The following is a 23,975-nucleotide window of genomic DNA, read 5'->3' as shown; positions in this document are numbered from 1 at the left end:
ATGCCTTACCTGCCCGACGTGTATGGTCTCGCTGTCGGCGCCGTGTGGGGCCATCGCCTGCGTTCGGCGCTGAGCATGCTCGGCATCGCGATTGCGGTCGCCTCCGTCTGCGTCCTCACAGCCATGGGGGAGGGGGTCCGCCGCTACATCGTCGGTGAATTCGCGCAGTTCGGGACGAATCTGCTGTCGGTGAGTCCGGGCCGGGTGACCACCGGCGGCGTGCCGGGTGGCATCGGCGCCACCGTTCGGAAGCTCACGCTGGCCGACGCCGACGCCGTGCGGCGCGTGCCGGGCATTGAACGTGTGGTGCCGGTGGAGATCGGCCAGGTGCGGGTCAGCACGTCAACTCGTGGGCGAAGCGTGTTCGTGTATGGGGTCTCGGGCGAGGCCCTGCTGGTCTGGAAACTCCGCATCGCGTCGGGGCAGTTCCTGCCGAGCGGCACTTCGGCGTCCGCAGCCGCGGCGGTGCTCGGAGCGACACTGAAGCAGGAGTTGTTTGGCGACCGCAATGCACTCGGACAGCATGTCCACGCCGGCGGCCGCCGCTTCGTCGTGATCGGCACCCTCGCGCCACGCGGACAGTTTGTCGGTGTCGACCTGGACGATGCCGTGTACCTGCCAGTGGCGAGCGCCCAGGACCTGTTCGGGCATGCTGGCGTGACGCACCTGGACGTGCAGTTTGCGCCCCACATGGATCCGGATGCGCTCGTGGCCGGCATCACGCGCGTACTCGCGCGCCGGCACGACGGCGAGGTGGATTTTACCGTCACGACGCAAGCCGAGATGCTCGAGTCCCTCGGGCGCGTGCTGCGCGTGGTGCAGGCGGCGGTCATCGCCATTGCGGCGATCTCGCTGATCGTCGGCAGTCTCGGCATCCTGACCATCATGTGGATTACCGTCGCCGAGCGGACTGGTGAGATCGGCCTGCTCAAGGCGATAGGGGCGAGCAACAGCCAGGTGACCGCCATGTTCCTCCTGGAAGCTGCAACGCTGTCGGGGCTCGGTGGCCTTGCCGGCCTGGCTGTCGCGGGCGCGCTGGTCATGAGTCTCGCGCTGCTGTGGCCGGCGCTCCCCCTGGCGGTGCTGCCAGAAGTCGGTGTGCTTGCCCTCACGGTGAGTATCGCCACCGGGCTCCTCGCAGGCGTCCTGCCGGCACGGCGTGCCGCGCGGCTCGAGCCTGTGGCGGCGTTGCGAGCAGAGTGAGAGAGGGCAGCGGGGAGTCGTGATGGCGAGACAACTCGTATTGGGCGTGTTGGCAGCAGGCGCAGCCCTCTTATCATTGGCTTCGGCGACCGGACGCCAGCCAGACCTGCATGACCGGCGCGCCGCCTACATGCGTGCGCACTTCTCCGATGTCATCCGGGCCCACGACGCGGTGGTCCGAGGGGATCTCGACGCCGCACGAGCGCACGCGCAACGGCTTGCGGCCCACCGCCCGGACGTGCCATTTCCGGCTGGCTGGGTCGCGTTCTCCACGCTCATGGGAGATGCGGCGCGCGAGATTGAAACCGCGCCGACGCTGGAAGTGGCGGCCAGGGCGACCGCCGTGCTGCTGACACGCTGCGGCGAGTGCCATCAGGCCCAGCATGTCGTTCCCGGCGCTGCCCGCCACCTGGAGGACGCGGCACCGGCAACCACGTCGATGCGCGACCATCAGGCCGCTGCAGACCTGCTGTTGATCGCGCTGGTGGAGCCGTCGACGTCGTCGTGGGACGAAGGCGTCCAGACATTCAGTCGCATCCGGTTGCCTCGAGGCGACATGCCCTCGCGCCAACTGCGCGCGCGGGCGTTGATTGGCGATGCACGCTTCGCGGCCTTTGCGGCGGCAGCGGCAGAGGCGGCGCGTCCGCCTGATCGCGCCCGTGTGTATGGTCGCGTGCTGAGTACTTGCGCGGGCTGTCATCAAGAGCACGGTGTCGGCACGTGGGGACCTGACCGCCGACCGCCAGGGTAGGTGAGCCGGCATTGCTCGCCGGCCCACGGCCAGCAGCCCACCGGCCACCCAATGATCCTCAGGCTACCCCGGCGGATGCGTGCAGGCTGAGTGGCGGTACCCAGCCTGTCAGGTACGTCCGCACGTATGGATCGCGACTGTCGAGAAGGGCCGCGACTGGTCCATCGAACCCGATCGCTCCGTCCCGCAGCAAGAGGACATGGGCCCTGCTGGCCGCCTGATCGGCACGCGGACGGATCACGAACCTTCCGTTGGTGACGGCGGCCTCGTGCGTCGCGATGTAGAACGCATCCTGCAGCTGATGCGTGACGACCAGCGCGCTCACGTGCTGCAGGTCGCGGAGCTTGATGATCTCGGCGTCGACGCTCTTGGCGGTGATCGGGTCGAGACCGGCGGTTGGGTCATCGAAAAGCAGTACGCGGGGTCGTGCCGCCACTGCACGCGCGATGGCGACGCGGCGGCGCTGCCCTCCCGACAGTTCTGACGGCAGCCGGTCGATGTAGGGTTCGAGCCCGATGAAGCCGAGCACTTCCTCGACCCGGGCCCGGATGCGGTCTGGCGCGAGCCGGGCCTGATCCGCCAGCTTGAAGCCGACGTTTTCGCCAACGGTCAACGAGTCGAAGAGGGCGCCTTCCTGGAACAGCATGCCGATCTCGTCCCGGACCGCGACCAACTCCCGCTCGGAAAGGCGGTCGATCCGACGACCGTGCACGAAAATGGCGCCGGCATCGGGCTGCAACAATCCGAGTGTGAGCTTGAGGAGCAGCGACTTGCCGCTCCCACTTGGTCCGATGAGGATCGCGGTGTCCCCTTCGGGGAGTGCGAATGTCACATCGCGCAGGACGGTCGTGCCGTCGAATGCCAGTGATACGTGTTCGAAGGCGATCGCAGGCTCAGGAGCGGGGGCACGTGGGTGAAGTGAAGTAGGCATACGTCAAGCACAGGCGACAAGGCCCCCTTACCGCGGAATCTGCGACGCGTCTGCCTTCTGGCGTGCTTCGGCCCGGACTGAGCGGTGTGGCACGGTCATCACGGGACACGGTGCCTGCCGAACGACGCGTTCGGCAACGCTCCCGAGCAGCAGGTGCTTGATGGGGCCATACCCATGCGTGCCGACGACGATCAGGTCCGCATGCTGCGCGGTGGCATAGTCGACGATGGTCTCGTGCGGCACGCCGGTAACCACCTCGCGGGTGATGCGCGCCTCGGGGAGGCCCTCGACCGGACGAATGGCGGCCAGTCGCTCCACTGCAAACCGACGCCAGTCCTCAGCCAGGCCGGCGAAGTCCACACCGATCGTCTCGACGGTCCACGCCTGCCGCAACGGGTCTGGGCTCACGTGCAGCAAGTGCACATCGCTCTGCGTGTCCATCGCCAGACGACACGCCGCGGTCCACGCCTCCTCTGAGGTCTCGCTGAAATCGACAGCCACGACTATCGTCTGGAATCGTTCGCCCATCTCTCCTCCCTGCTCCTCACACCTCGGGCCTGGACACGGTTCCAGACCTCGCGGCCGAACTGCCTCGAGAGCAGTGCGACCGCACTCCAATCGGTGAATTCGTGGTCCCTGGATGTGTCGGTGGACGCCCCCTCCTTGCGCGCGATCCGCCGCATGAACCACCGCGTGACGAATGAATACCGAGTGTAGGCAAGCATCCCGGCGACGCACGACACCCGGCCTGGCGCCCAACCGACACTCTCGACGAATTCGCGGGCAAGACGTTCGGCGGCCGAACGTTCCTCTGCGTGTGCCGAGGCAGCGCTCAGGCTCACCGACACGAACCAGGTCGGAATGGCGTTCAGGCGATCGACGTGCGTCCGGGCAAAGTGCACCGCGCTGGACTGATGGCGGCCGGTATGGAGGGACGCGCTGAGCACCGCGGCGCTCGCGCGCCTCCAGTCGAAGTGACGAGCGGTCTCGGAGGTCAGGTCGAGCGGAAAGCTTGCGTGACCTTCGCGCCGCAGTGCCTCGGCGATCCGCTCGGCAATGCGTCTCGTCTGGCCGTGGGTCGTGGCGTAGAACACGGGGATCGTGCACATGTAGTCCTCCTGCTGACGGCGAGCGTTCCGACGCCCGGCAAGAACACCTGCAAACGGGACTCCAGACTACCGGCACCTCCGGTGGCGTCGGGAATCGTGGTTGCCGGAGCGGTCAGCGCATGGAGACGTCCATTCGATGCGTTAGTCCGCGCCAGGCACGGAAATTTCCTCACTTCAGACAGCGGTGTTCGGACGCGAGCGCCGAGCCACCTTGGTCGGGCCAAGGGATCGTCGCCGGCGCGCGTACGGTCCTGTTCAGGGCCGTGTTGCGGCGATCTCTTCGACGCTCGCTGGGCCGCGACCCTCGAGCGTCTTCCGTTCACGCCTGCGGACGAACGCCTTTCGCGCCTCGTCGAGCACCAGCATCGCCACTGCAAAAGGCACGACCACCAGCCACGCCTCGTATCCGATAGCGGCCGTGCCGAACACGGCATTGCCGACAGCGGTGTAGTTGATGGCGAGAATCAATCCGACCTCAGCGACGATGCCGGCGGTGATCAGCGAGTTGCCGAAGAACGGCCTTGAGACAATCGACGTCCGGCGACTGCGGCAGAGATGCACGTTGACGACCTGCATCAACACGATCGCCGTGAGGCACGCGGTGGTGGCTTGCCGATACAGCACGTCGGTCACCGAGACCTCCTGACCCCGGTGCCATCCGCTTCCAGCGAGGACGAAGAAGAAGGCCGCCATAGCCGCCACGGCCTGGAATGCGCCAAGAAACAGGTACGCACGCACGAGGAGCCCGGCCGTCAACAGGCGATCGTGCCGGGTCCGAGGTGGGCGTTGCATCACCCGGGTATCCGGCGCTTCGGCACCGAGGCCCAGGGCTGGCACCATGTCGGTACCGAGATCGACCGCGAGAATCTGAATCACCGTGAGCGCGAGCGGCACCCGGGCAAATGCGAATGCCAGGTACGGGACCAGCTCAGGAACGTTCGACGTCAGGATGTACGTCAGGAACTTGCGGATGTTCTCGAAGACCGTGCGCCCCTCTTCGACGGCGTTGACAATGCTGGCGAAGTTGTCATCAAGAAGGACCAGATCCGATGCCTCGCGGGCGACGTCCGTGCCCGAAATGCCCATGGCGATGCCGATGTCGGCGGCCCGCAGCGCCGGCGCATCGTTCACCCCGTCACCCGTGACCGCCACGATGTGGCGCTTGCGCTGGAACGCCTTCACGATTCTCAGCTTCTGTTCGGCCGTGACCCGGGCACAGACGATCTCCGGGGCATCCAATGCCAGCTGGAGCTGGGTGTCTGACATCCGACTGATGTCGTCTCCTGTCAACAGGGTGGGCGCCGTACCCTGCACGAGTCCGATCTCGCGCGCCACGGCTACGGCGGTGTGCGGATGGTCGCCGGTCGCCATCACGATCTTGATGCCCGCCTCACGGCATCGATGCACGGCAGCCGGCACTTCTGGTCGCGGCGGATCCTCGAAGCCGACGAGCCCCGTCACGACCAGGTCCTGCTCGGCGTCGGCCAGCACGTAGTTGGCCGGGAGGGCTCGATATGCAAGCGCGAGAACCCGAAGCCCACGATCAGCCATGACCGTCGCCGCCTCACCGAACGCCTCGCGCTGCTCGAGGCGCAACGCCACCGCGCCGCCATCGACGTCGATCCGGTTCGCACGCGAGAGCACCGCTTCCGGAGCTCCCTTCACGAACGCCACAGGCTCACCAGCAACGCGATGCAGTGTCACCAGCCGCTTGCGCTCTGATTCGAAGGGGATCTCGTCGATGCGGACGAAGCCCGCCGTGTCGCCAAGTGCCGTCCGTGCCATCCGTGCCAGCGCCAGCTCCATGGGATCGCCGATCCACTGGGAATGTCCGCCCTCGCCCGCGTACTTCAGGTCGTGGCAGCATGCGGCGCACTCGAGGAGATGGCGATGGCTGGCGGCGAACGCCGCGGTTTCGGCGGCATGTGGATCCACGAACACACCGTCCGCGTAGAGTGATTGAATCTCCATGCGGTTCTGTGTCAGCGTGCCGGTCTTGTCGGTGCAGATGACCGAGGCGCAGCCAAGCGTCTCGACGCTGGGCAGGTGACGCACCAATGTGTTTCGCCTGGCCATGCGGCGGGCGGCCAGGGCCATCGCCAGTGTCACCGTGGGCAGCAGACCTTCCGGCACGTTCGCGACGATGATGCCGATGGCGAAGACGACGCTGACGGATGTGGACAGGCCGATGAATCGACCAATCACGAAGACGACCAGGCCGATTGTGATCGCCAGGGCAGCCAGCACGCGGCTCAGCGCCGCAATCTCCTTCTGAAGCGGCGACGGTGGATCAATCGTCGTCTGGGTCAGATGGGCGATTCTCCCGAACGCGGTATGCATCCCCGTCGCGAATACCAGCGCCTTTGCCTCACCGCTCGTCACGGAGGTGCCAGCCAGCAGTACGTTTCGACTCCGCAGCAGGTCCGGATCGGCCGAGGGGTGCGCGTCTCGCGACACGGGTCGCGCTTCGCCGGTGACCGTGGCGTTGCTGACACGAACGCCGAATCCTTCGACGAGCCGACAGTCGGCGGGCACGTCGTCTCCGGCAGTCAGAAAGATGACATCGCCGGGGACGACGTCCTCGGATGCGAGCACCACCGTTGCCCCGTTGCGCAGCGTCCTCACCTGGTGAGGGAGCAGACGCTGCAGCGCGGACATCGTCTCTTCGGCACGGTACTCCTGCCAGAACGAGAAGGCGCCGTTGATCACGATCACGGCGACGATGGCGGCGGCAAGCGTGGCCATTCCCTGACCCGGCATCCATCGGTTCGCGATCAGTGCCAGGAGCGCGGCGACCCACAGCAAGATCGCGAAGAGATGGGTGAACTGTCGGAGGAAGCGAACGGCGAGCGGCGTTGGCGCCAGGGGTTCGATGCGGTTGGGACCGAATTCGTGCCATCGTGCAGCGGCCTCTGCGTGTGTCAGGCCGGCCGGGACACTGCGCAGGGTTGCAAACGCGGCGTCCAGTGGGAGTTGGTGAATCAGCATGTGTGATCCAGTTGCGCGAACGAGGAACTGCTGTACTCCGCTCGCGGTCGCCGCCGGGAGTCCGTGAGCACGTCCGTCCAGCACTCCCGCAAAGACACGTGCACCGAACACGCGCTCGCAGGGGTGCTGAATCGCAGAGCCTGATCAATCGAGGTTCAAGGCATCGTGCCGTCGCTCCCGGACGCGGTTCATCACAACGGACAACACGGATGCCGCCGGCACGGAAGCATCAATACGACACCAACGCAGGTCACCGGTGTCATGAGCGCGCTGGGTGCGAACGACGCTGCCATCGGCATCGGATGCATCGCCATGGCGCTGCGCCGTCCTGTGCATCAGCATCGGCTCTGGCGCCTCCAGCCAGAACCCCATGAACGGCACCGAGGCGGCCGCCGCCACGTGCTCGATCGCGTCCCGATCGGCCGGGCGGAAAGAGACCGCGTCGACGATGACGCTGTGGCCCGCGCGGAGGATCTGTGCGGCATGTTCGGTCACCGTGGCGTACACACGCTCGGACACGCTCGCCGAGTATCCTTCCGGTCCGAGGTGCTGGAGGAGGGGAACACCGCAGAGACGCTTCCGCGTCTCGTCGCTGCGCAACACGATCGCGCCGGGGACGGCGCCGATCGACGGAGCGAGGCCCAGCGCGAGTGTCGACTTGCCCGAGCCCGAGAAACCTCCAACGGCGACGAGACAGGGCGTGGGTGGATGCAGCACCAGGTCGGCCATGGCGAGATATTCGCGCGCGAGTGCCTCGAGCTCACCGCGGCGCTGCGCGTCGTCTTGAAGCTGTGCCGCCGTCGCGCTGGTCTTGGCGCGAACGGCCGCCCGGCAGGACAAGAACAGCGGCATGAGAGCCACGCCATCGATGTCTGCGGCTTCGGCCAGGTAGCGGTTCCACACGATGTTGGCATGACGCGGCAGTCGTCGCCGCCAGAGATCCATCAGCAGAAACGCGAGATCGTACAAGACGTCGGTGCAGGAGATCTCCTCGTTGAACTCGACGCCGTCAAACAGGGTTGGTGTTGCGTCCAACAGCACGATGTTGCGCAAATGGAGATCGCCGTGACACTGCCGAACGAAACCTGACTCCCGGCGCTGATCCAGCAGGGGCCCGAGACGGTCGAGTTCGCTGGACGCGTGGGCGGTCACCCGATGTGCTGCTGACCGCTCCAGACACGCGGCCCCGAATTCGGCAAACCCTGCGGCATTGCCATCAACGACCCAGGACATGCCCGCCTTGCCGCCGTGATCCGGGCGATGCTCGGCGGATTTGTGAAAGTCAGCGATGGCCGCCCCCAAGGGCGACATGAGCGTCACGCCAAGGGTACCGGCCGCTGCCAGTCGATCGAACAGGGCCTCTTGCGGAAACCGATGCATTTCCACGAGCCAGTCAACTGGCGTGCCTGCACCACCCAGCTCATAGCGCCCGTCTTGCTGGCGAGTGACGGCGACGACGCCACGATAGAGCGTCGGCGCCGTCCGTCGATTGAGGCGAACTTCCGCCTGGCACAGCGCGTGGCGGCGCTCGGGCGTGGAGAAGTCGAGATAGTCGAAGCGCACGGCCCGCTTCAGCTTGTACGCTCGCGCACCCGCGAGAAACACGATGGAGGCGTGCGTGTCGATGCGCTCGACCGTCGCTCCGCCGTGCGTGGATGGCCTTGTCAGAAATTCGATAACGGGTGTCTGGTCTTCGGTGATCATCGTCGTCAGGGGTGAGGCCGCGGACAATCCGCTGATCGTCGTCGGTTGCCGACCGTTCGGCCACGTCCTCCCCTCGTCCACGGGACGATCGGTTGGTTACCCGAGTCCTGAGACATGCGCCTGACGCAGCCAGTCCTGAAGGGCAGCCGCTCGTCCTCGACCACCAGGACCCGGAGCGCGGGGAATTTCTTCGTCATCTGGGAAATACCGCCCACGTGAAAATGGTTCGCCTGCGCGGAAGCCGTGGCCAATCGAGCCAGCCATCCTGATCGCCGAACCACGATGCTGACTTACTCAAGAAGTGGTCCAGGCCGGCCTGATCGCCACGCGGACGCGGCGATCCGACCTGGCGGCCGGGTCTTCCGATGCAGGTCGAACAGCCGCGGTGCGGGAAGGGTGGCAACGTATCGGACAGTGGTACGCTGCTCGCAGAGCACGGTCGAAGAGTGGCCGGCGGCCCATGCGTCTGAGGACGCTGCGCAGGCTGCGCCCGCGACGATGACCTCCGAATCGGGCTCCATCGAGCCGCCACACGACGTTGCCAGACCAAGTGAGGCAGCGCTGCGCTTTCTTCAATTGAATGCGCGCCTCCTGGTCGAATACAACGTCCGCTCGAAACATCTCGAGCGCGCTATCGGTCAGGTGGCACGGCACGTGGGCGTCAGCGTGCAGACGGTCGTCGGCTACCGAGAGGTCACGCTTGCGTTGGCCGATGGACGTGGTTTCCACGCGCGGGCGCCGGAGCTTCGAATCAACGTCGCCGTCAGTGCGGGCGTACTGAGTGTCAGCGACGAGCTGTGCCTTGATCACATCGGGCTCGACGAAGCCACGCGGCGTCTGGAGACCCTGGAACGCCTGCCTCCGCGGCACGACCGCTGGGTGGTGGTCGCTCTCTTCGGCCTGGCGGCATCAGCAATCGCCTGGCTACTGGGCGCGGACTCTGGCGCGGTCGTCGCGAGCGGAGTCTCGTCCTCCGTCGGGCTGCTCGCGCGGCAGGTGCTTGCGAGGCGGCCTGTCATTCTCTTCGCACAACCCTTCGCGGCGGGGCTGATTGGCGCGGCGATTGGCGGGCTGGCGATCCGTCTGGCCTGGACGGCTACACCGGGCTTCTGCCTGATCGTGCCGGCATTGATGCTCGTGCCCGGCCCGTACCTCATAAACAGCGTGTACGACATGCTGGACAACCACATACCGACGGGCATCTACCGGCTGGTGCTCGCGATGGGCATCCTCATCGCCACCGCGCTCGGCGTCGTCCTCGGTGGCTGGCCCACGCTCGGTCCTGCCACCATGTTGACGTTGCCGTCAGAGGCGGTGTCGATCGGGTTGCCGCTGGATATGGCGCTGGCCGGCGTGGCCGCGTGCGGCTTCGGCGCGTTCTACAACGCGCCGTGGCGGGTCCTCTGGGTGTCCATAGTCTGCGGCATGGTCGGGCATGGTCTCCGCTACGTCGGGCTCGAACCCCTGGGGATGTCGATGTCGACGTTGTTCGGATGCCTGGCGATCGGCCTCGTCGCCAACACCGCCGCCATTGGCATGCACCTGCCGTTTTCAGCGCTCGCGTTCGCTGGTGCTGTACCGATGATGCCAGGGGTCTTCATCTACCAGAGCATGGCGGGCGCGATGCGCCTGTCAGCGGCCGGCACGGCCGCCGATCCATCGCTCGCCGCTACAACCCTGGCACTCTCCTTCAAGGCGGTGTTCGTGGTCGGGGTCATGGCGATCGGACTCCTCGTCGGCGGCAGTCTCGCCGATCTGGCTTCGCGTCGTGACCGCATGTCGCGAGGCTGACCGGTCGACGTGATCACGCTGTTCCAGAGTGTGTCTTCCGGGTCAATCTTCTTGCGCTCGGACACCGCGAGCGATATCGGCACGTGCGTGAAATGGTGATTCCAGAAGCTGACGACCATGTTGGTGCGGCCGCTGAGACCGGCGTGAACCGCGCTCTGCCCGAGGAGCAGGCAGAAGGCAGAGTCGTGGGCGGTCGCCGGCACGCTTCTGATGGTGTAGCTGGGATCGATGTACTTGAGCGTGATCGCGACGCCATGCCGCGTGAAGTGATCGGTGATCGCATTGCGCAGAAAGGCACCGATATCGCCATACCGGACGTTGCCGGACGCATCTCGCTCGCCGCTCTTTGCCATCAGATCCTGGCCGGCGCCCTCCGCGACCACGACGACCGCATGGCTTCGACGCTCGAGCCGCTGTTGCAGGGCCGAGAGGAACTTCTCGAGCGTGAACGGCACCTCCGGCACCAGGCAGAAGTTCACGTGGTTGTTGACAAGTGTCGAGTACGCGGCGATGAACCCCGAATCGCGGCCCATGAGTTTCACGAGCCCGATGCCGTTACGTGCGGCTTCGGCCTCGGCGTTTGCTGCCAGCGTGGCGCGCCGCGCCTCGGTTACGGCCGTCTCGAATCCGAACGTGCGCTGCACGAAGGAGACGTCGTTGTCGATCGTCTTCGGGACGCCGATGATGCCGATCTCGAGTCCCCGCCGCGCCGCTTCCTCGCCGATCGTCTGTGCCCCGCGGAGCGTCCCGTCCCCGCCGATGGCGAACAGGACCCCGACCCCCAGGTCTTTCAGGTAGTCGACCATTTCCGCCGCGTCCTGGTGCCCTCGGGATGACCCCAGGATCGACCCGCCGCCCTCGTGGATCCGATGGACGAATTCGGGTGTCAACTCGAGCGGCTCGTGCCCGAGCCGGCCGACGAGCCCTTCGTAGCCGAAACGGAAGCCGTAGATCGTCCTGACACCGTAGTTGAGGCGCAGACTCCTGACAATCGATCGGACCACGTCGTTCAGCCCGGGACAGAGCCCGCCGCACGTCACGATGCCGCACGTGAGCCCGGCCGGATCGAAGTACAGCATCTGGCGTGGCCCGGCGGCTTCCATGGCCGGAGGCGCTGCGCCGGCGTCGAGCCAGGGTTTCATCTGCTCGAGCGTGGAGTGATAAATGACCCGCTCGGCATCGTCGGTGAACCGGACGCCTGACACCGGCGAGCGGTGGCGGCACTCGCCGAGCCTCGCTACGGTGAAATCGAGATCGCTGTCGCGCATGTATCCTCACTTCCCGCTCAGCCGCATCATCGGAGATCGTACGCCCTCTGCTGCCGACTCTCCGTCCGCCGGCACCACGCCAATCGTCAGGCGCAGTCCAGTGCGCTGTACGAGCACGCCATTCGTTACGAAAGGACTCCAGCATTGCTGAGAACGGCGCACTGGTTGCCTATTCGGGCGTGAAGACCGGTCGTTCGCCGAGGGACAAGCGGGTGGTCAGACACCCGGATTCGGAACGGGACGTCTGGTGGGGCCCCGTCAACACGTCGTGCGACGCGGAGACCTTAGCGGCCAATCGCCAGCGCGCGCTCGACTACCTGAACACCCGTGAGCGCCTCTACTGCTTCGATGGGTTCGCCGGGTGGGATCCGAAGTATCGCATCAAGGTCCGGGTGATCTGTTCGCGCCCCTACCACGCGCTCTCTATGCACACCATGTTGATCCGGTCGACCCCTGACGAGTTGGCGAACTTCGGCAGGCCCGATTTCACGATCTACAACGCAGGGGCGTTTCCAGCCGATCGCCTCACCATCGGGATCGGTTCGACAACGAGCATCGCACTCAGCCTCGAGGACCGCGAGCTGGTGATCCTCGGCACCGAGTACGCCGGCGAGATGAAGAAGGGCGTCTTCACGGTGGCGAACTACTTCGCACCGAAGCGGGGAATTCTCTCCATGCACTGCTCGGCCACGGCGGATCGGCAGACCGGCCAGTCGTCGCTCCTCTTCGGGCTCAGCGGCACAGGCAAGACGACGCTGTCGGCCGATCCGAAACGACACCTGGTCGGGGATGACGAGCATTGCTCACCGAGCCACAGGCCACGTTCTCGCCCTGCTTCGGTGGGCCGTTCCTGGTGTGGCATCCGAGCAAGTACGCCGAGCTCCTGGCCGCCCGGATGAAGCAGCACGGCGCCCGCGTCTGGCTGGTGAACACGGGCTGGGGTGGGGGCGCGTACGGCACCGGAAGGCGCATCAGTCTCAAGCACACCCGCGCCATCATCGACGCGATTCACGATGGCGCTCTCGCGACAGCCAGGACCGAGCGGGATCCAATCTTCGGCTTTGACGTGCCGACCGAGTGTCCCGGTGTGCCTCGGGACATTCTCTGGCCGCGCGGCGTATGGCCTGACGCCGCGGCCTACGACGCGGCGGCAAGGAAGCTCGCCCATCGGTTCCGGGAGAACTTCAAGAAGTACGAGTCCGGCGTCGGAGCGGAGATCAAGGCCGCGGGTCCAGTGTGATCCGTGGTACGGGCGGCTGCGGTCCAGCGCGACGTTGAAGGTGTGATGAGATGGCTGACCCGATGAAGAGAAGACGATCGTCGCCGGACGCCACTGCTGCCGACGGCTTCACGAGCGGGCCGGTCACACTCTTCGGCGGCCGCGACGCGCTATACGAACGACATCTGACTTTCGATCAGGTCGTTCCGGTCGCTGCCGCCACGCCTCGCGTCAAGTTCGAGGCCGTCGCGCGGTCCGGGATCTGCTGTCGCAACGCTGGATCGAGACCGAGCAGGCGTACCAGCTGCGAAATGTCAAACGTGTCTATTACCTGTCGCTCGAATTCCTGCTCGGCCGATCGCTTACCAACAACATCACCAACCTGTTGCTGGATCCGGTCTGACCCAGTTCTGCAGGAAGCACGAGCTCGATCCGCGGGAAATCATCGAGCAGGAGCCGGACGCCGGTCTTGGCAACGGTGGCCTCGGCCGACTGGCGGCGTGCTTGCTCGACTCCATGGCGACGCTCGGCATTCCAGGCATGGTTTCAGGCCTGCGCTACGAGTACGGCATCTTCAAGCAGACGATGCGCGACGGCTGGCAGCACGAGCAGCCGGATCACTGGCTTGCGCGGCCGGACCCGTGGGAAGTCGCGCGGCCGGACGAAGCTGTGGAAGTGCGACTTGCCTGCTCATTCGACATTCACGCAGGCGCGCTGAGGACCGTCCGGCACCGACCGTCGACGCTCATCGGGATTCCGTACGACCGCCCGGTCGTAGGGTACGGCGGACGCACCATCAATACGCTCCGCCTCTGGTCGGCCGCGACGCCGGACTACTTCGACTTCCAGCAGTTCAGCGGCGGCGACTTCGTCGGCGCACTGGCCGAGACGCTCACGGCCGAGACGCTGACGCGCGTGCTTTATCCTGACGACTCGACCACGGAAGGGAAGGGCCTGTGCTTTCTCCAGCAGTACTTCCTCGTGGCCTGCACACTGGCCGACGCGATTCGCCGGTTCCGCGCCGCCGGCAATGAGTGGTCCGCGCTGCCCGACAAGGTCGCGATGCAGCTCAACGACACGCATCCGACGCTCGCGGTCCCCGAGTTGATGCGGATCCTCCTCGACGACGCGGCGCTCGGATGGGACCAGGCCTGGGATCTCACGCAGCGCACGCTCGCCTACACGAACCACACGCTGCTGCCCGAGGCGCTGGAGAAATGGCCGCTGCCGTGGTTCGAAATCATGTTGCCGCGACAGCTCGAGATCATCTACGAAATCAACAGCCGCTTCCTCGACGACGTTCGCGGCCGTTTCCCTGGCGACGACGGACGGGTCGCGCGCGTCAGCCTCATCGAGGAGGGGCAGCCGAAGCAGGTCCGCATGGCGCACCTGGCCATCGTCGGCGCGCATAGTACCAATGGCGTGGCGGCGATCCACTCGGAGTTGCTCACGCAGACCGTCGTGCCCGACTTCGCCGCCCTGTTCCCCGACCGGTTCAACAACAAGACCAATGGCGTCACCCAGCGGCGTTTCCTGCTGGTCGCGAATCCGCCGCTCGCCAGGGTGATCACGGACGCCATTGGCGATGGCTGGATCGCCGAGATCAGACGGGCCAGTCGATTTCGGGTATGAATCACGGTGCCTCGCCTACACGCTTGCGCGGCGCATCGGTTGGCGACGGCGATCTGTACGTCATGATCAACGCGCATTGGGAAGACCACTCCTTCATGGTGCAGGATAGGCGGGCCTGTCCATGGCGGCGCGTCGTCGACACGGCGCGACCGAGCCCGGAAGACATCGTTGAACCGGGAACCGAGCCGAACGTGGCGACGGAGAGGTACACGGTTCGTGCGCGTTCCGTGGTCGTGCTGCACCGCGAGCCTGCCGGGTAGCCATTTCTGGTCCGCTCGCCAAGAACTCGCGTTCGTCGTGAACCTGCCACGCGCCCCTGCGATCGCCGTGACGATCGGCCGCCGCAGATGGTCCCAGCCAAAGTGCCGCGGTGACTCGCCGCGACGTTGCTCGCGATAGACTCATCATCGCTGCCGTCGTGGCACTGGAGACCCGCACACATGCCCACAGGCTGGATGTCCGACGTTCGGCTCGCCTTCAGACACCTGGTCAAGCGACCGGCGTTCACCTGCGTGGCTGCTGGCACGCTTGCACTGGGCATCGGTGCGGCGACGGCACTGTTCAGCGTCGTCTACGGCGTGCTGATCAGTCCGTATCCGTACGCGGACCCCGACGAGATCTGGGCCTTCGGCGTGAGTGCGCCGGCTGGCCCCCAGCGCCTGCGCCCGTTCCGATACGACGCCTTCGAAGAGATGGCGCGCCTGCCGGCGCTGGGCGACGTGATGGCGACGGCACCGGGCTCGCGCCTGCTGACGGGCACGTTTGCGCCCGAGACCGTCCCCGCGATCGAGGTGTCCGGCAACGCGTTCGGCTTTCTCGGTGTCGCGCCGATCCTCGGCCGCGTCATTCAGCCTTCTGACGTGTTGCCAGACGGGGCACCGAGGCCCGTCGCCGTGCTGACGTTCCGGCGCTGGCAGGAGAGTTTCGCGGGGGCAACCGACGTCCTCGGCAAGACGCTGCGCCTCGACGATGTGGAGCACGAAGTCATCGGGGTGATGCCGCCACGCTTCGGATGGTGGACGTCCGATGGCGTCTGGGTGCCGCTCGGGCGCACGGGTCGCGACAGGCAGGTGTTCCCGATTGCCCGGCTCCGTGCTGGAGCGTCGGCTGCCACGGCGACGCAACAGTGGGCGGCCCTGGTGCCCATGCTCTCGGCCGCGCATTCCGACGGGTTCCCGCGTGACGGGGCCCGCGGCATCCTCACCAACTACATGGACATCACTGTCGCGAGTGGACCGATGCAGCAGGCGCTGCGGCTGTTGTTCGGCGCCGTCGTCCTGTTGCTGCTCATCGCGTGCGCGAACGTGGCGAACCTGCAGTTGGCGCGTGCCTCGGCCCGCGGCCGGGAGATGGCGGTGCGCGCCTCGCTCGGCGCCAGTCGCGCGCACATCGTCCGACAGTTGCTCACCGAGAGCGTCGCGCTGGCGCTGCTCGGTGGCATCGCCGGGGTTGCGTGCGCGTACGTGATCATCCGCATCATGGTGGGCCTGATGCCCGACTTCTTCGTGCCCAACGAAGCGCGGATTGAGTTGAACGCCCTGGCGCTGCTGTTCTGCACGCTGGTGTCCCTCGCGAGCGGCATCCTGTTTGGACTCATGCCCGCCCTGCAGACATCCAGGCCGGACCTCACGACGACGCTCAAGGAGGAAGCCCGCGGCTCCAGCGGCGGCGGACGAGAGTTCACCCGCGGCATGCTGGTCGTCGCCGAGGTGGCGGTGTCGGTCATCCTGCTCGCGAGCGCCGCGGTCACGGTGCGCAGCTTTCTCGCCCTGCAGCGCGTGGATCTCGGCTTCGACCCCGAAGGCGTGGTCGCCGTCGGGCTGCCACTGTCACCGCGCACGTACGATTCGCTCGAGTCCCGCAACCGGTTTGCCCACGAGTTGATCGAGCGCGTGCGCGCGCTGCCGGGCGTGGACGCGGTCAGCATCGGCAATGGCGGCATGCCCTTCGGCGGCCCCCAATCGGACTACGCGATCGACGGACAGCCGGCGGCCGACGGCCAGCGCCTCCGCGTGTACCTGGCCAGCGAGGACTATTGGCGGGTGTTGCGCGTGCCGATCCGGCGGGGACGTGCGCTGACGGATCGAGAAGTGACGTCCGGCGACAGCGCGGCCGTCATCAATGAGGCCGCCGCGGCCCTGTGGCCGCCGGGAACGGATCCGATTGGCCGCCAGGTGCGCGTCGATGTGGTCACCCGCCCTGGCAATGCCACCGTGCTGACCAGGGAGAACGCCTCGCCGCAGGTCACCGTCGTCGGCATCATGGCCAACGCCCGTAACGACGGCATCGGGAACGACGTGCAGCCGGCGGTCGTGGTGCCGTACACATTGGTGGCGCCGGCGCAGCGGACCCTGGCCGTGCGGACGAGCGGCGTCGCGGCGCCACTGCTCAACGCGATGCGCGCCCAGGTGCAGCAACTCGATCCGCTGCAGCCGCTGGCACGTCCGTACACGTTCACGGAGGTCGTGGCCAACGAGGCCGCCCAGCCGCGCTTCACCATGGCCCTGTTTGCCGCATTCGGAATGCTTGGACTGATGCTGGCGATGGCGGGGCTGTACAGCGTGCTGGCCTACCTGGTCTCGATGCGCCGTCGCGAGATCGGGATCCGCATGGCGCTCGGGGCCCATCCCGCACAAATCGTGCAGGACATAGGGCGCACTGGGCTCGGACTGGTCGCCGTCGGCCTGGCCGTCGGCGGATTGGGCAGCGTCGTGCTGCTGAGGCTCCTGGCGAGTCAGCTGTCGGCCTTCGCGGGCGGCGGCCTCGACCCGCTCACATTCACGATGGTCGCGGCGCTGCTCGGTGCCGCGGCCCTGGTGGCGTGCATCGTGCCGGCCCGACGGGCCGCGCGCGTGCAGCCGACCGATGCAATGCGGTAGGGTGGAAGCAGCGTGCTCTTCAAACGATCAACCCCGTCTCCCGCTCCCGTACCCGACGTGCCTGACGCACCTGCCGCCAACCCGGGGGCGCTGATCTCGCTCAGGGGCGTCGAAAAGTCGATTCCGCAGGGCGCGGGCCAGCTCTTCCTGCTGCGCCGCATCTCGCTGGACATCCGTGAGGGCGAGTTCGTCTCGATCATGGGTCCGTCGGGGGCCGGCAAGTCCACCCTGCTGCACATCCTCGGCATGCACGACTCGGACTGGCGCGGCAGCTATTCGCTGATGGGGCATCCCATTCACGCGTTGCCGAACAAGTCGCGATTGGCGCTCCAGAAGCGCCACATCGGGTTCGTATTCCAGAGCTATCACCTGCTTGACGACCTCACGGTCTACGAGAACATCGAACTGCCGCTGTCATATCGCGACGTCAAGTCCTCCGATCGCCAGAGCATCGTCGCCGAGGTCCTGGACCGGTTCCACATCGTCGCCAAGAAGGATCTCTACCCGAGCCAGTTGTCGGGCGGCCAGCAGCAACTGGTGGGCGTGGCCCGAGCCGTCGCGGCGAGCCCGTCGGTAGTCCTCGCCGACGAGCCGACGGGCAACCTGCATTCATCGCAGGCGCACGACATCATGAAGCTGTTCAAACAACTCAACGATCGCGGTACGACGATCGTGCAGGTCACGCACTCGGAAGAGAACGCCAAATTCGGCGGACGCATCATCCGGTTGCGCGATGGTTTCATGGAAGAGGAGGCGTGATCCCCCGCCGCGGGCGTGACGCGCTGCGGCGACGCGGGTACACTGCAGCCCCATGTCGTCGTTGAAGCTGGCGAATCTCTGGCGTGTCATCAGCGACGTCGATCTCGAGCGCATCCGGGCGTCCGCACGGATGCCATTCGAGTTGCTCGTCATCGCCGAGGACGACGCGGTCGGGCAGCGTGTCCGAGCCGGCCTGGGCGCCGTTGCCGGTGGCGCCGTCCACCCCTACGTCGTCGCTGTCGATCCGGAAAACGCACGACAACGCCCGACGACCCCGCTCATCGCCGTGCTGGCGAGTGCGACGCCGGACCTCTCGGTGCGGATGAAGGCCGCCGACGAGCACTGCATTCGCGATAGCGTCCCTCGCATCACGCTGATCCTCGGTACCGACGCTCCAGAGGCCGGTGCACGTCGCGTCGCCGAGCAGGCCCGTATCGCGGTTGTCGACGTGATGAACGCGCCCCGGCCATTGCTGTCGGCGATCGTCGGGCTGGTGGAAGGCGACGCCCGCCTGGCGCTGGCCGCGGCTTTACCCGTATTCCGCCAGGTTGTCGCTGACACGGTCGTCGACGAGACCGCCAAGGCCAACGCCTCGTTCGCCGTGACGACAGGGCTGGCCGAGACGATCCCGGTGCTGACCGCGCCACTCAACCTCGGCGACATGGTCATCCTCACGAAGAACCAGCTGATCATGGGCTACAAGATCTCGCTCGCTGCGGGCCGCGACGACGACCCCCGCTCGATGCTGACCGAAATTCTCGGCGTGATCGGCGGTGGCTTCATGTTCAGGCAGGTCGCGCGCCAGCTGGTCGGCCTCATTCCCATCGCCGGCCTGGTACCGAAGGTCGCCATCGCGTATGCCGGCACCTACGCGATGGGTCGAGGCCTGACCGCGTGGGCGATCGGCGGTACCGAAGTGACGGCGGACAGTCTGTCGCGCTACACGGCGGAAGGCCTCGATAAGGGAAGAGTTCTCGCACAACAACTCATCGGGCAGGTGCGAGCCGGTGTGCCGTCGCCCGCACGCAGTTGGCAGCGCCTGCGGGGTTGGCTGCCGGTCCGCCAATCGCGGCCGCGTCAGCGTCGGAATGCGAAGCCCTGACGCCCGGCCATGCGCGTGACCGTGATCGTCAACCCCGCCGCCGGTACCGCCCGGGACGGGTCGCCGGTTGAGGGCGCATGCCAGCAGTTGAGTGCCGCAGGGCATCAGGTGGACGTGCGTGAGACGACGGGGCAGGGTGATGCCGAACGGCTGGCGCGACAGGCGGTCGGTCTCGGAGCCGACGTCGTCGTCGCTGCCGGCGGTGACGGCACGCTCAACGAAGTCGTCAATGGCGTCGCATCAGTGGCCCAGGCGTTGTCGCGGTGCGCGATCGGCCTGCTGCCTTTCGGTACAGGCAACGATTTCGCACGATCGCTCGGCATCGACGATCATGACGTGGCAGTCGCGGCGTTGGTAGACGGAACGACGCGTGCGGTGGACGTAATCTCTCTCGGAGAACGTGTGTTCCTCAACGCCTCGGCGGGCGGGTTCACGGCCGAGACGTCTGCCAACGTCACGAGCGACCTGAAGCAGGCCGTCGGGTCGTTCGCGTATCTCATCGGCGGCGCACGGGCCGTGCTCGAGTACGAACCGGTGGGTGTCCGCGTCGAAGCCGACGGCCGTGTGATCGAGGCCGACCTGCAACTCTTCGCCGTCTGCAATGGCCCCTACATCGGTGGCGGCCACCAGCTCGCGCCGACGGCTCGTCCCGACGACGGCGTGATGGAGGTGTGCCTGGTGCGGGCGACGTCGACGCTCGACTTCCTGGCGCTGCTGCCGCGGCTCTCGTCGGGCGGCCACGTGGACGACGAGGACGTGTCCTACTTCCGCACGCGCGAGGTGTCGATGACCTTCGCGCGAACGATCCGGATCAACACCGACGGGGAGGTGCTCGACGCGTCACGCTGCCATTACCGGCTGCGCGCCGGCGCCGTTCGCATGGTGGCGCCCCTGCCGGCCAGACCTGAAGGCCTGAGACCTGAGACCTGAGGCTTGAAGCTTGAAGCTTGAAGCTTGAAGCTTGAAGCTTGAGGCTTGAGGCTTGAGACCTGCGACGTGAGGCGTGAGACACGAATCAACGACCGGCGAGCAATGCGCCGACGCGTTGGCGGTGGAGCCGGTCGGCGGGAGAGGTCGCCGTGGCCGCGGCCCACTGCCGCACGCGCTGCATGGTGACGCGGTGTTCCACTGACGTGGGACGGACTTCGACCGTGAGTGGCGCGGCGGCTGGAATCGGTGGCGTCCAGGGTTGTGCCGCGAAGGCCTGCACCGCCAGTCCGACGGCTTCGTAGAGGCTGGCGGCTGACACCGTCACGGTGTGCACGGTACCTTCGGCATCTTCGAAGCGGACGGTGCACACCGTGGGCGCCATGACCGCGCCAATGGTAGCAGTTTCGTGTTTTGTTTGCCTACGGCCTCTACGGCCGCGATGTCCTCATTCCGGCCCATGTTCGCCGCAGTGCGGCGGCGATCTCCTCCACAGGTGCGTGATGCGACAACCGATCGTCGGCGGTCCATCTGGGGCTCTTTGCACTCACGTGCGTCCCGTCACGCGACTACCACCGGGATGACCGTGGCCGTCGCCCCCTTGTCGGCCAGCCAGAATTGGCCCTCCTTCACGATGTCGATACTGAGCGCGTACTCGCCGCGTTGCAGCTCTTCTGGATCGAGGACAAGGCGGAAGGCGACCATATCCTCCGGGGTCTCCGGCAGCCGTTCCAGAGGCGTACGGAATTCGCCCACCGCCTCGCCCGTGACGGACGACCGGGAGAGGCGGGCGCCAAGTTTCAGCGGCTCGGCGCCCGCGCCCTCCGGCCACGGCTTGCTGCAGGTGTTCCGCACGGTGCCCGTCAAAACGGCGGTGCCTCCGGGCGACAGGGTCACGGCGTCGGCGTCCACCGCGATCTCGTGGCTGAACGTCTCGATCCGGAGGGTGGCGGCGCCCGGAACCGCGCCGTGAAACGCCATCCAGTACTGGCCCTCCATCAGCATGTCGACCCACACCTCGTAAGTGCCGGCCGGCAGCCCGCCGGTGTCGATGCGCAGGGCGAACTCCAGTTCACCGTTCTGCGGCACCCCGCAGTCCAGGGGGCTGGTGCGCAACTCGCGCAGCCACTTCTTGCGCTGCCCGACGCGGGTGAGATAGCCGGCGACGCTCCACCGGCCGGGCCCGCTGCCGACCTGCCACACGGTAGGCGACAGGTTACGGATGCGACCCGTCAGCGTCAGGATGTCGGCCATCAGCACATGCGTGACCGGGTCGTCGAACATCACGTCGTAGCTGCACTCCATGAACACGAGCTCGTTCGCCTTCTTGCGATGCGAGGGCGCGATCTCCTCGAAGAAGGTCCGCTCGGGGAGGGAGTAGCGCGCGACGGTGCCTTCGTTGTCCACACCCTGCCAGGACGACAGCGTGAACTCGATCGCGTTCTGTTCGCACCACGCCTTGTACGTGGGCGCCAGATAGAGCTGGAGCGGATAGCCGACGTAGTTGACCGAGACATGGAAGCCCGCATGTTGCAGCAAGAGGACCGCACCTTTGAAGAGCTCCCAGTTGAAGCCCTTGGAGGTCGGGTGAAGGCTGCAGTTGATCCCGGCGAGGCCGACCGGCACCTGGCCAAAGCCTTCGATCTCACTCGGCCCCCGCGGACGGATGCTGCTGCGGGTGAACTCCATGATGTTGCGGCTGATGTTGGACGTGATGTAGCAGGCGAACTTCTTCGTGACCCGGCTGAGCACGGGGATCGTCGCTTCGCTGAGCAGCGGCTCGCCGCCCGTGATGCTGAGGATGCCGTACTCGAAGCGCTCCAGGATGTCGCTCCAGATACCGATCCACTCGGCAACGGAGAGCTCGGGGTACGACGAGGGAAAGTCGTGCCTGACCCGCTTCTCCCCGGCCGCGCAGCCGCAGTAGGCACACGTGTAGTTGCACGCCAGCGTCGGTGACCAGATGAAGTAGGCCATCCGGCGCTGCGGCGACTCCAGGCGCTGCGAGCACAGCAGCAGCGAGACCTCCTTCTCGATGTCCTTCCGCTGGCCTTCGAAGGTCTTCTCCAGACGGCCCTGGCCATCAACCTGCCACTTGGTCGTCCAATCCAGGTCGCAGGCGTTGTAGCAGCGCTCGTGATCGCACACGGGCGGATCGACGGCACCCTTCCAGCCGTCGCGCTTCAGGTTGAACATCGGCGGCCGGCGGGCGTTGTAGTCGGCCAGGCAGCGATACACGTCGCCGTTGGGATAGACGTGGAAATAACTCACGCCGGCCGAGCACAACATCTGGCCGGTGAACTCGAGCGTCATGCAGCAGCTCCTGGAAGGCAATGCTCGCGGCGCGGGTGCGCAACCGCATCGAGCGCCTTGAACGATCAAGAGTTGTCGGGAGAGCGCCCTATCCGGAGAGGTTGCGGCCGAGTACCAAGCGGTTCGATCTCAGCGTAGCACGCGGGCGCATCCGAGAGGTGCGTTCCACGTCGTCGGCTTTCGCCTCAGTCGGCCTATGAGAGACGAGCCTCCACAGACAGCAGCGTGGGGCGTGTCGCGCTTGGACCAGCTAGTTGCGGATGGACCGCTGGATCGCCGCTTGATGCGGCAAAGCCGCTGCGAGCCGCGCGATGCGCCCTTGAACCACCGGGGTGAGTCCAGCCGAAGCGCTTCGCCTGTTGGGTATTTGGCCACGGCGAAAGGTAGATCAGGACGCGGCGGATCGGCCATCAACGGCGCTGTTGCGTGATCCGACGCGCAGCCGACGCCAGTTCGCTCGCAAGGTGATCGTCCTCCTCAAAGGCCACTGCGAACCCGAGTGGACGATTGACGTAGGCCACGCGCCCGGCCGCTTCGATGGGGGCGCCGCCTGGAACTCGCAGCGTGAGCGTCACCCGCTCGCCCGTGGCCGGCGCGGCAATATCCTCCACGAAACATCCAGTGAGACTGAAGTCCGCGACGCGCACGTGGCGGTCCCCCGAGCGTCCGCTCCAAGTCACTTCGAATGGGCCAATGACCCGGTAGCTACCGCGACGCTCGGCGGTCATCGACGCGATTCGGCGCGTCGAACAGTTCTCGTCGCTCGTCGGCGGGTCAGACAGCGCTGGCGCCTCGTCCACCTGCCCGCCGGCGGCTCTCTTAGGCGTCATGGTCGTCGACCGTGGCGTCCAGCGGGGTGTACAGCCCGTCAACGCAGCGGTAGCCGCGTGTGCTGGACGCTGCGGCCATCAGTCGGGCCTCGTCTTCGAAGCGGGGGCCGGCCTCGACGACGGACTCGAACGTGGTCCGAATCACACTCTGGGTCGCCTTATCCGAGAGCCGGATCAGGGCGAGACGCGGATTGCCGGACGGACGTTGCCGCTGGTAGAGGACGACGTAGTCTCCGGGGCCAGGTGCACAAGGAGCAGGACCGTCACTCATCGGGCGTCGCTCTTCAAAGGGAACAGGAGCAGCACGAGTTCCTCGGTTGTCCATCTACGACTCTTGCTTTCGGACATGGGTCCTCGGCGACTCCTCAGGAGAACCGCGTCAGGGGGCACGGGAGCCCCGGACCGACCTTGCGCGATCGGCTCGGGCGCCGTCAGCGGGCCGAAATCAGCCAACCCGCCGCAGGCTACAGGCGGAGGATTCACTGCCGGCCTGGAGCCGTGACACGCCTCGCCCGACACGACCGATGTCAGTCAGAAGCTCAGCGCCGTCGCGTGAGACGACAACGTCG

At 66.5% G+C, this 23,975-nt stretch carries 18 protein-coding genes and 2 pseudogenes; 10 read left to right on the top strand and 10 right to left on the bottom strand.

The features are described from left to right. Nucleotides 1-1,203 (top strand): ABC transporter permease, encoded by a 1,203-nt coding sequence (locus tag LuPra_RS19875; protein WP_110172363.1) that lies wholly within the window; start codon nucleotides 1-3, stop codon nucleotides 1,201-1,203. Between the two features lie 22 nt (nucleotides 1,204-1,225). Further along, the gene (locus LuPra_RS19870) at nucleotides 1,226-1,954 is read left to right on the top strand and encodes a hypothetical protein (protein ID WP_157899443.1); all 729 of its coding nucleotides are present in this window, start codon (nucleotides 1,226-1,228) and stop codon (nucleotides 1,952-1,954) included. Between the two features lie 58 nt (nucleotides 1,955-2,012). Here the strand turns inward: LuPra_RS19870 and LuPra_RS19865 are convergent, their stop codons facing one another. The 5 genes from LuPra_RS19865 to LuPra_RS19845 all read right to left on the bottom strand — a co-directional run bounded on the left by LuPra_RS19865 (nucleotide 2,013) and on the right by LuPra_RS19845 (nucleotide 8,686). Beyond that, nucleotides 2,013-2,786 (bottom strand): ABC transporter ATP-binding protein, encoded by a 774-nt coding sequence (locus LuPra_RS19865; protein ID WP_234800475.1) that lies wholly within the window; start codon nucleotides 2,784-2,786, stop codon nucleotides 2,013-2,015. Nucleotides 2,787-2,912: 126 nt separating this feature from the next. Then, entirely contained in the window at nucleotides 2,913-3,413 is a 501-nt protein-coding gene (locus LuPra_RS19860; protein ID WP_110172360.1) for a universal stress protein, read from the bottom strand. Further along, nucleotides 3,389-3,994 (bottom strand): flavodoxin domain-containing protein, encoded by a 606-nt coding sequence (locus tag LuPra_RS19855; RefSeq protein WP_110172359.1) that lies wholly within the window; start codon nucleotides 3,992-3,994, stop codon nucleotides 3,389-3,391. Before LuPra_RS19855 ends, LuPra_RS19860 begins: the two co-directional genes overlap by 25 nt. A gap of 255 nt (nucleotides 3,995-4,249) precedes the next feature. Next, entirely contained in the window at nucleotides 4,250-6,982 is a 2,733-nt protein-coding gene (locus tag LuPra_RS19850) for a cation-translocating P-type ATPase (RefSeq protein WP_110172358.1), read from the bottom strand. Between the two features lie 144 nt (nucleotides 6,983-7,126). After that, a complete protein-coding gene (locus LuPra_RS19845) occupies nucleotides 7,127-8,686 on the bottom strand; it encodes a bifunctional aminoglycoside phosphotransferase/ATP-binding protein (RefSeq protein ID WP_110174781.1) in 1,560 nt (519 codons plus the stop codon). A 282-nt stretch (nucleotides 8,687-8,968) separates the two neighbouring features. Between LuPra_RS19845 and LuPra_RS19840 the strand changes: the two genes are divergently transcribed. Beyond that, on the top strand, nucleotides 8,969-10,477 hold the full coding sequence (locus LuPra_RS19840; RefSeq protein ID WP_110172357.1) for a threonine/serine exporter family protein: 1,509 nt from the start codon (nucleotides 8,969-8,971) through the stop codon (nucleotides 10,475-10,477). On the opposite strand, the pseudogene LuPra_RS19835 reads toward LuPra_RS19840, so the two are convergent. Continuing rightward, nucleotides 10,453-11,745, bottom strand: a pseudogene (locus LuPra_RS19835) (ATP-dependent 6-phosphofructokinase); the annotation flags it as partial. The gene LuPra_RS19840 and the pseudogene LuPra_RS19835 overlap by 25 nt on opposite strands. A gap of 105 nt (nucleotides 11,746-11,850) precedes the next feature. On the opposite strand from LuPra_RS19835, the pseudogene LuPra_RS34600 reads away from it, so the two are divergent. The 7 genes and pseudogenes from LuPra_RS34600 to LuPra_RS19800 all read left to right on the top strand — a co-directional run bounded on the left by LuPra_RS34600 (nucleotide 11,851) and on the right by LuPra_RS19800 (nucleotide 20,266). Further along, nucleotides 11,851-12,985 (top strand): annotated as a pseudogene (locus tag LuPra_RS34600) (phosphoenolpyruvate carboxykinase (ATP)). 174 nt (nucleotides 12,986-13,159) lie between these two features. Continuing rightward, nucleotides 13,160-14,596, top strand: coding sequence for a glycogen/starch/alpha-glucan phosphorylase (locus LuPra_RS19825; RefSeq protein ID WP_335340796.1), 1,437 nt, complete (start codon nucleotides 13,160-13,162; stop codon nucleotides 14,594-14,596). After that, entirely contained in the window at nucleotides 14,593-14,856 is a 264-nt protein-coding gene (locus tag LuPra_RS34595) for a hypothetical protein (protein WP_110172356.1), read from the top strand. Before LuPra_RS19825 ends, LuPra_RS34595 begins: the two co-directional genes overlap by 4 nt. A 180-nt stretch (nucleotides 14,857-15,036) precedes the next feature. Further along, nucleotides 15,037-17,475: an ABC transporter permease gene (locus tag LuPra_RS19815; RefSeq protein ID WP_110172355.1), complete on the top strand. Its 2,439-nt coding sequence runs from the start codon at nucleotides 15,037-15,039 to the stop codon at nucleotides 17,473-17,475. A gap of 90 nt (nucleotides 17,476-17,565) precedes the next feature. Next, nucleotides 17,566-18,234, top strand: a complete 669-nt coding sequence (locus tag LuPra_RS19810) for an ABC transporter ATP-binding protein (protein WP_110174780.1) — start codon at nucleotides 17,566-17,568, stop codon at nucleotides 18,232-18,234. 52 nt (nucleotides 18,235-18,286) lie between these two features. Beyond that, nucleotides 18,287-19,336, top strand: a complete 1,050-nt coding sequence (locus LuPra_RS19805) for a hypothetical protein (RefSeq protein ID WP_110172354.1) — start codon at nucleotides 18,287-18,289, stop codon at nucleotides 19,334-19,336. 9 nt (nucleotides 19,337-19,345) lie between these two features. Continuing rightward, nucleotides 19,346-20,266: a diacylglycerol/lipid kinase family protein gene (locus LuPra_RS19800; RefSeq protein ID WP_110172353.1), complete on the top strand. Its 921-nt coding sequence runs from the start codon at nucleotides 19,346-19,348 to the stop codon at nucleotides 20,264-20,266. Nucleotides 20,267-20,351: 85 nt separating this feature from the next. Here LuPra_RS19800 and LuPra_RS19795 read toward each other — a convergent pair whose 3' ends face one another. The 4 genes from LuPra_RS19795 to LuPra_RS19780 all read right to left on the bottom strand — a co-directional run bounded on the left by LuPra_RS19795 (nucleotide 20,352) and on the right by LuPra_RS19780 (nucleotide 23,677). Next, complete coding sequence (locus tag LuPra_RS19795; protein WP_110172352.1) at nucleotides 20,352-20,648, bottom strand: hypothetical protein; 297 nt, start codon at nucleotides 20,646-20,648, stop codon at nucleotides 20,352-20,354. Nucleotides 20,649-20,824: 176 nt separating this feature from the next. After that, nucleotides 20,825-22,576 carry a hypothetical protein gene (locus tag LuPra_RS19790; RefSeq protein ID WP_110172351.1) on the bottom strand — a complete coding sequence of 584 codons (1,752 nt, stop codon included), beginning with the start codon at nucleotides 22,574-22,576 and terminating at the stop codon, nucleotides 20,825-20,827. A 410-nt stretch (nucleotides 22,577-22,986) separates the two neighbouring features. Then, a complete protein-coding gene (locus LuPra_RS19785) occupies nucleotides 22,987-23,406 on the bottom strand; it encodes a PilZ domain-containing protein (RefSeq protein WP_110172350.1) in 420 nt (139 codons plus the stop codon). Next, nucleotides 23,396-23,677, bottom strand: a complete 282-nt coding sequence (locus LuPra_RS19780; RefSeq protein WP_110172349.1) for a hypothetical protein — start codon at nucleotides 23,675-23,677, stop codon at nucleotides 23,396-23,398. Before LuPra_RS19780 ends, LuPra_RS19785 begins: the two co-directional genes overlap by 11 nt. Nucleotides 23,678-23,975 lie beyond the last annotated feature (298 nt).

Source organism: Luteitalea pratensis (assembly GCF_001618865.1).
Classification (GTDB): Bacteria; Acidobacteriota; Vicinamibacteria; order Vicinamibacterales; family Vicinamibacteraceae; genus Luteitalea; species Luteitalea pratensis.
This window is presented reverse-complemented; position numbering and strand designations above follow the sequence as displayed.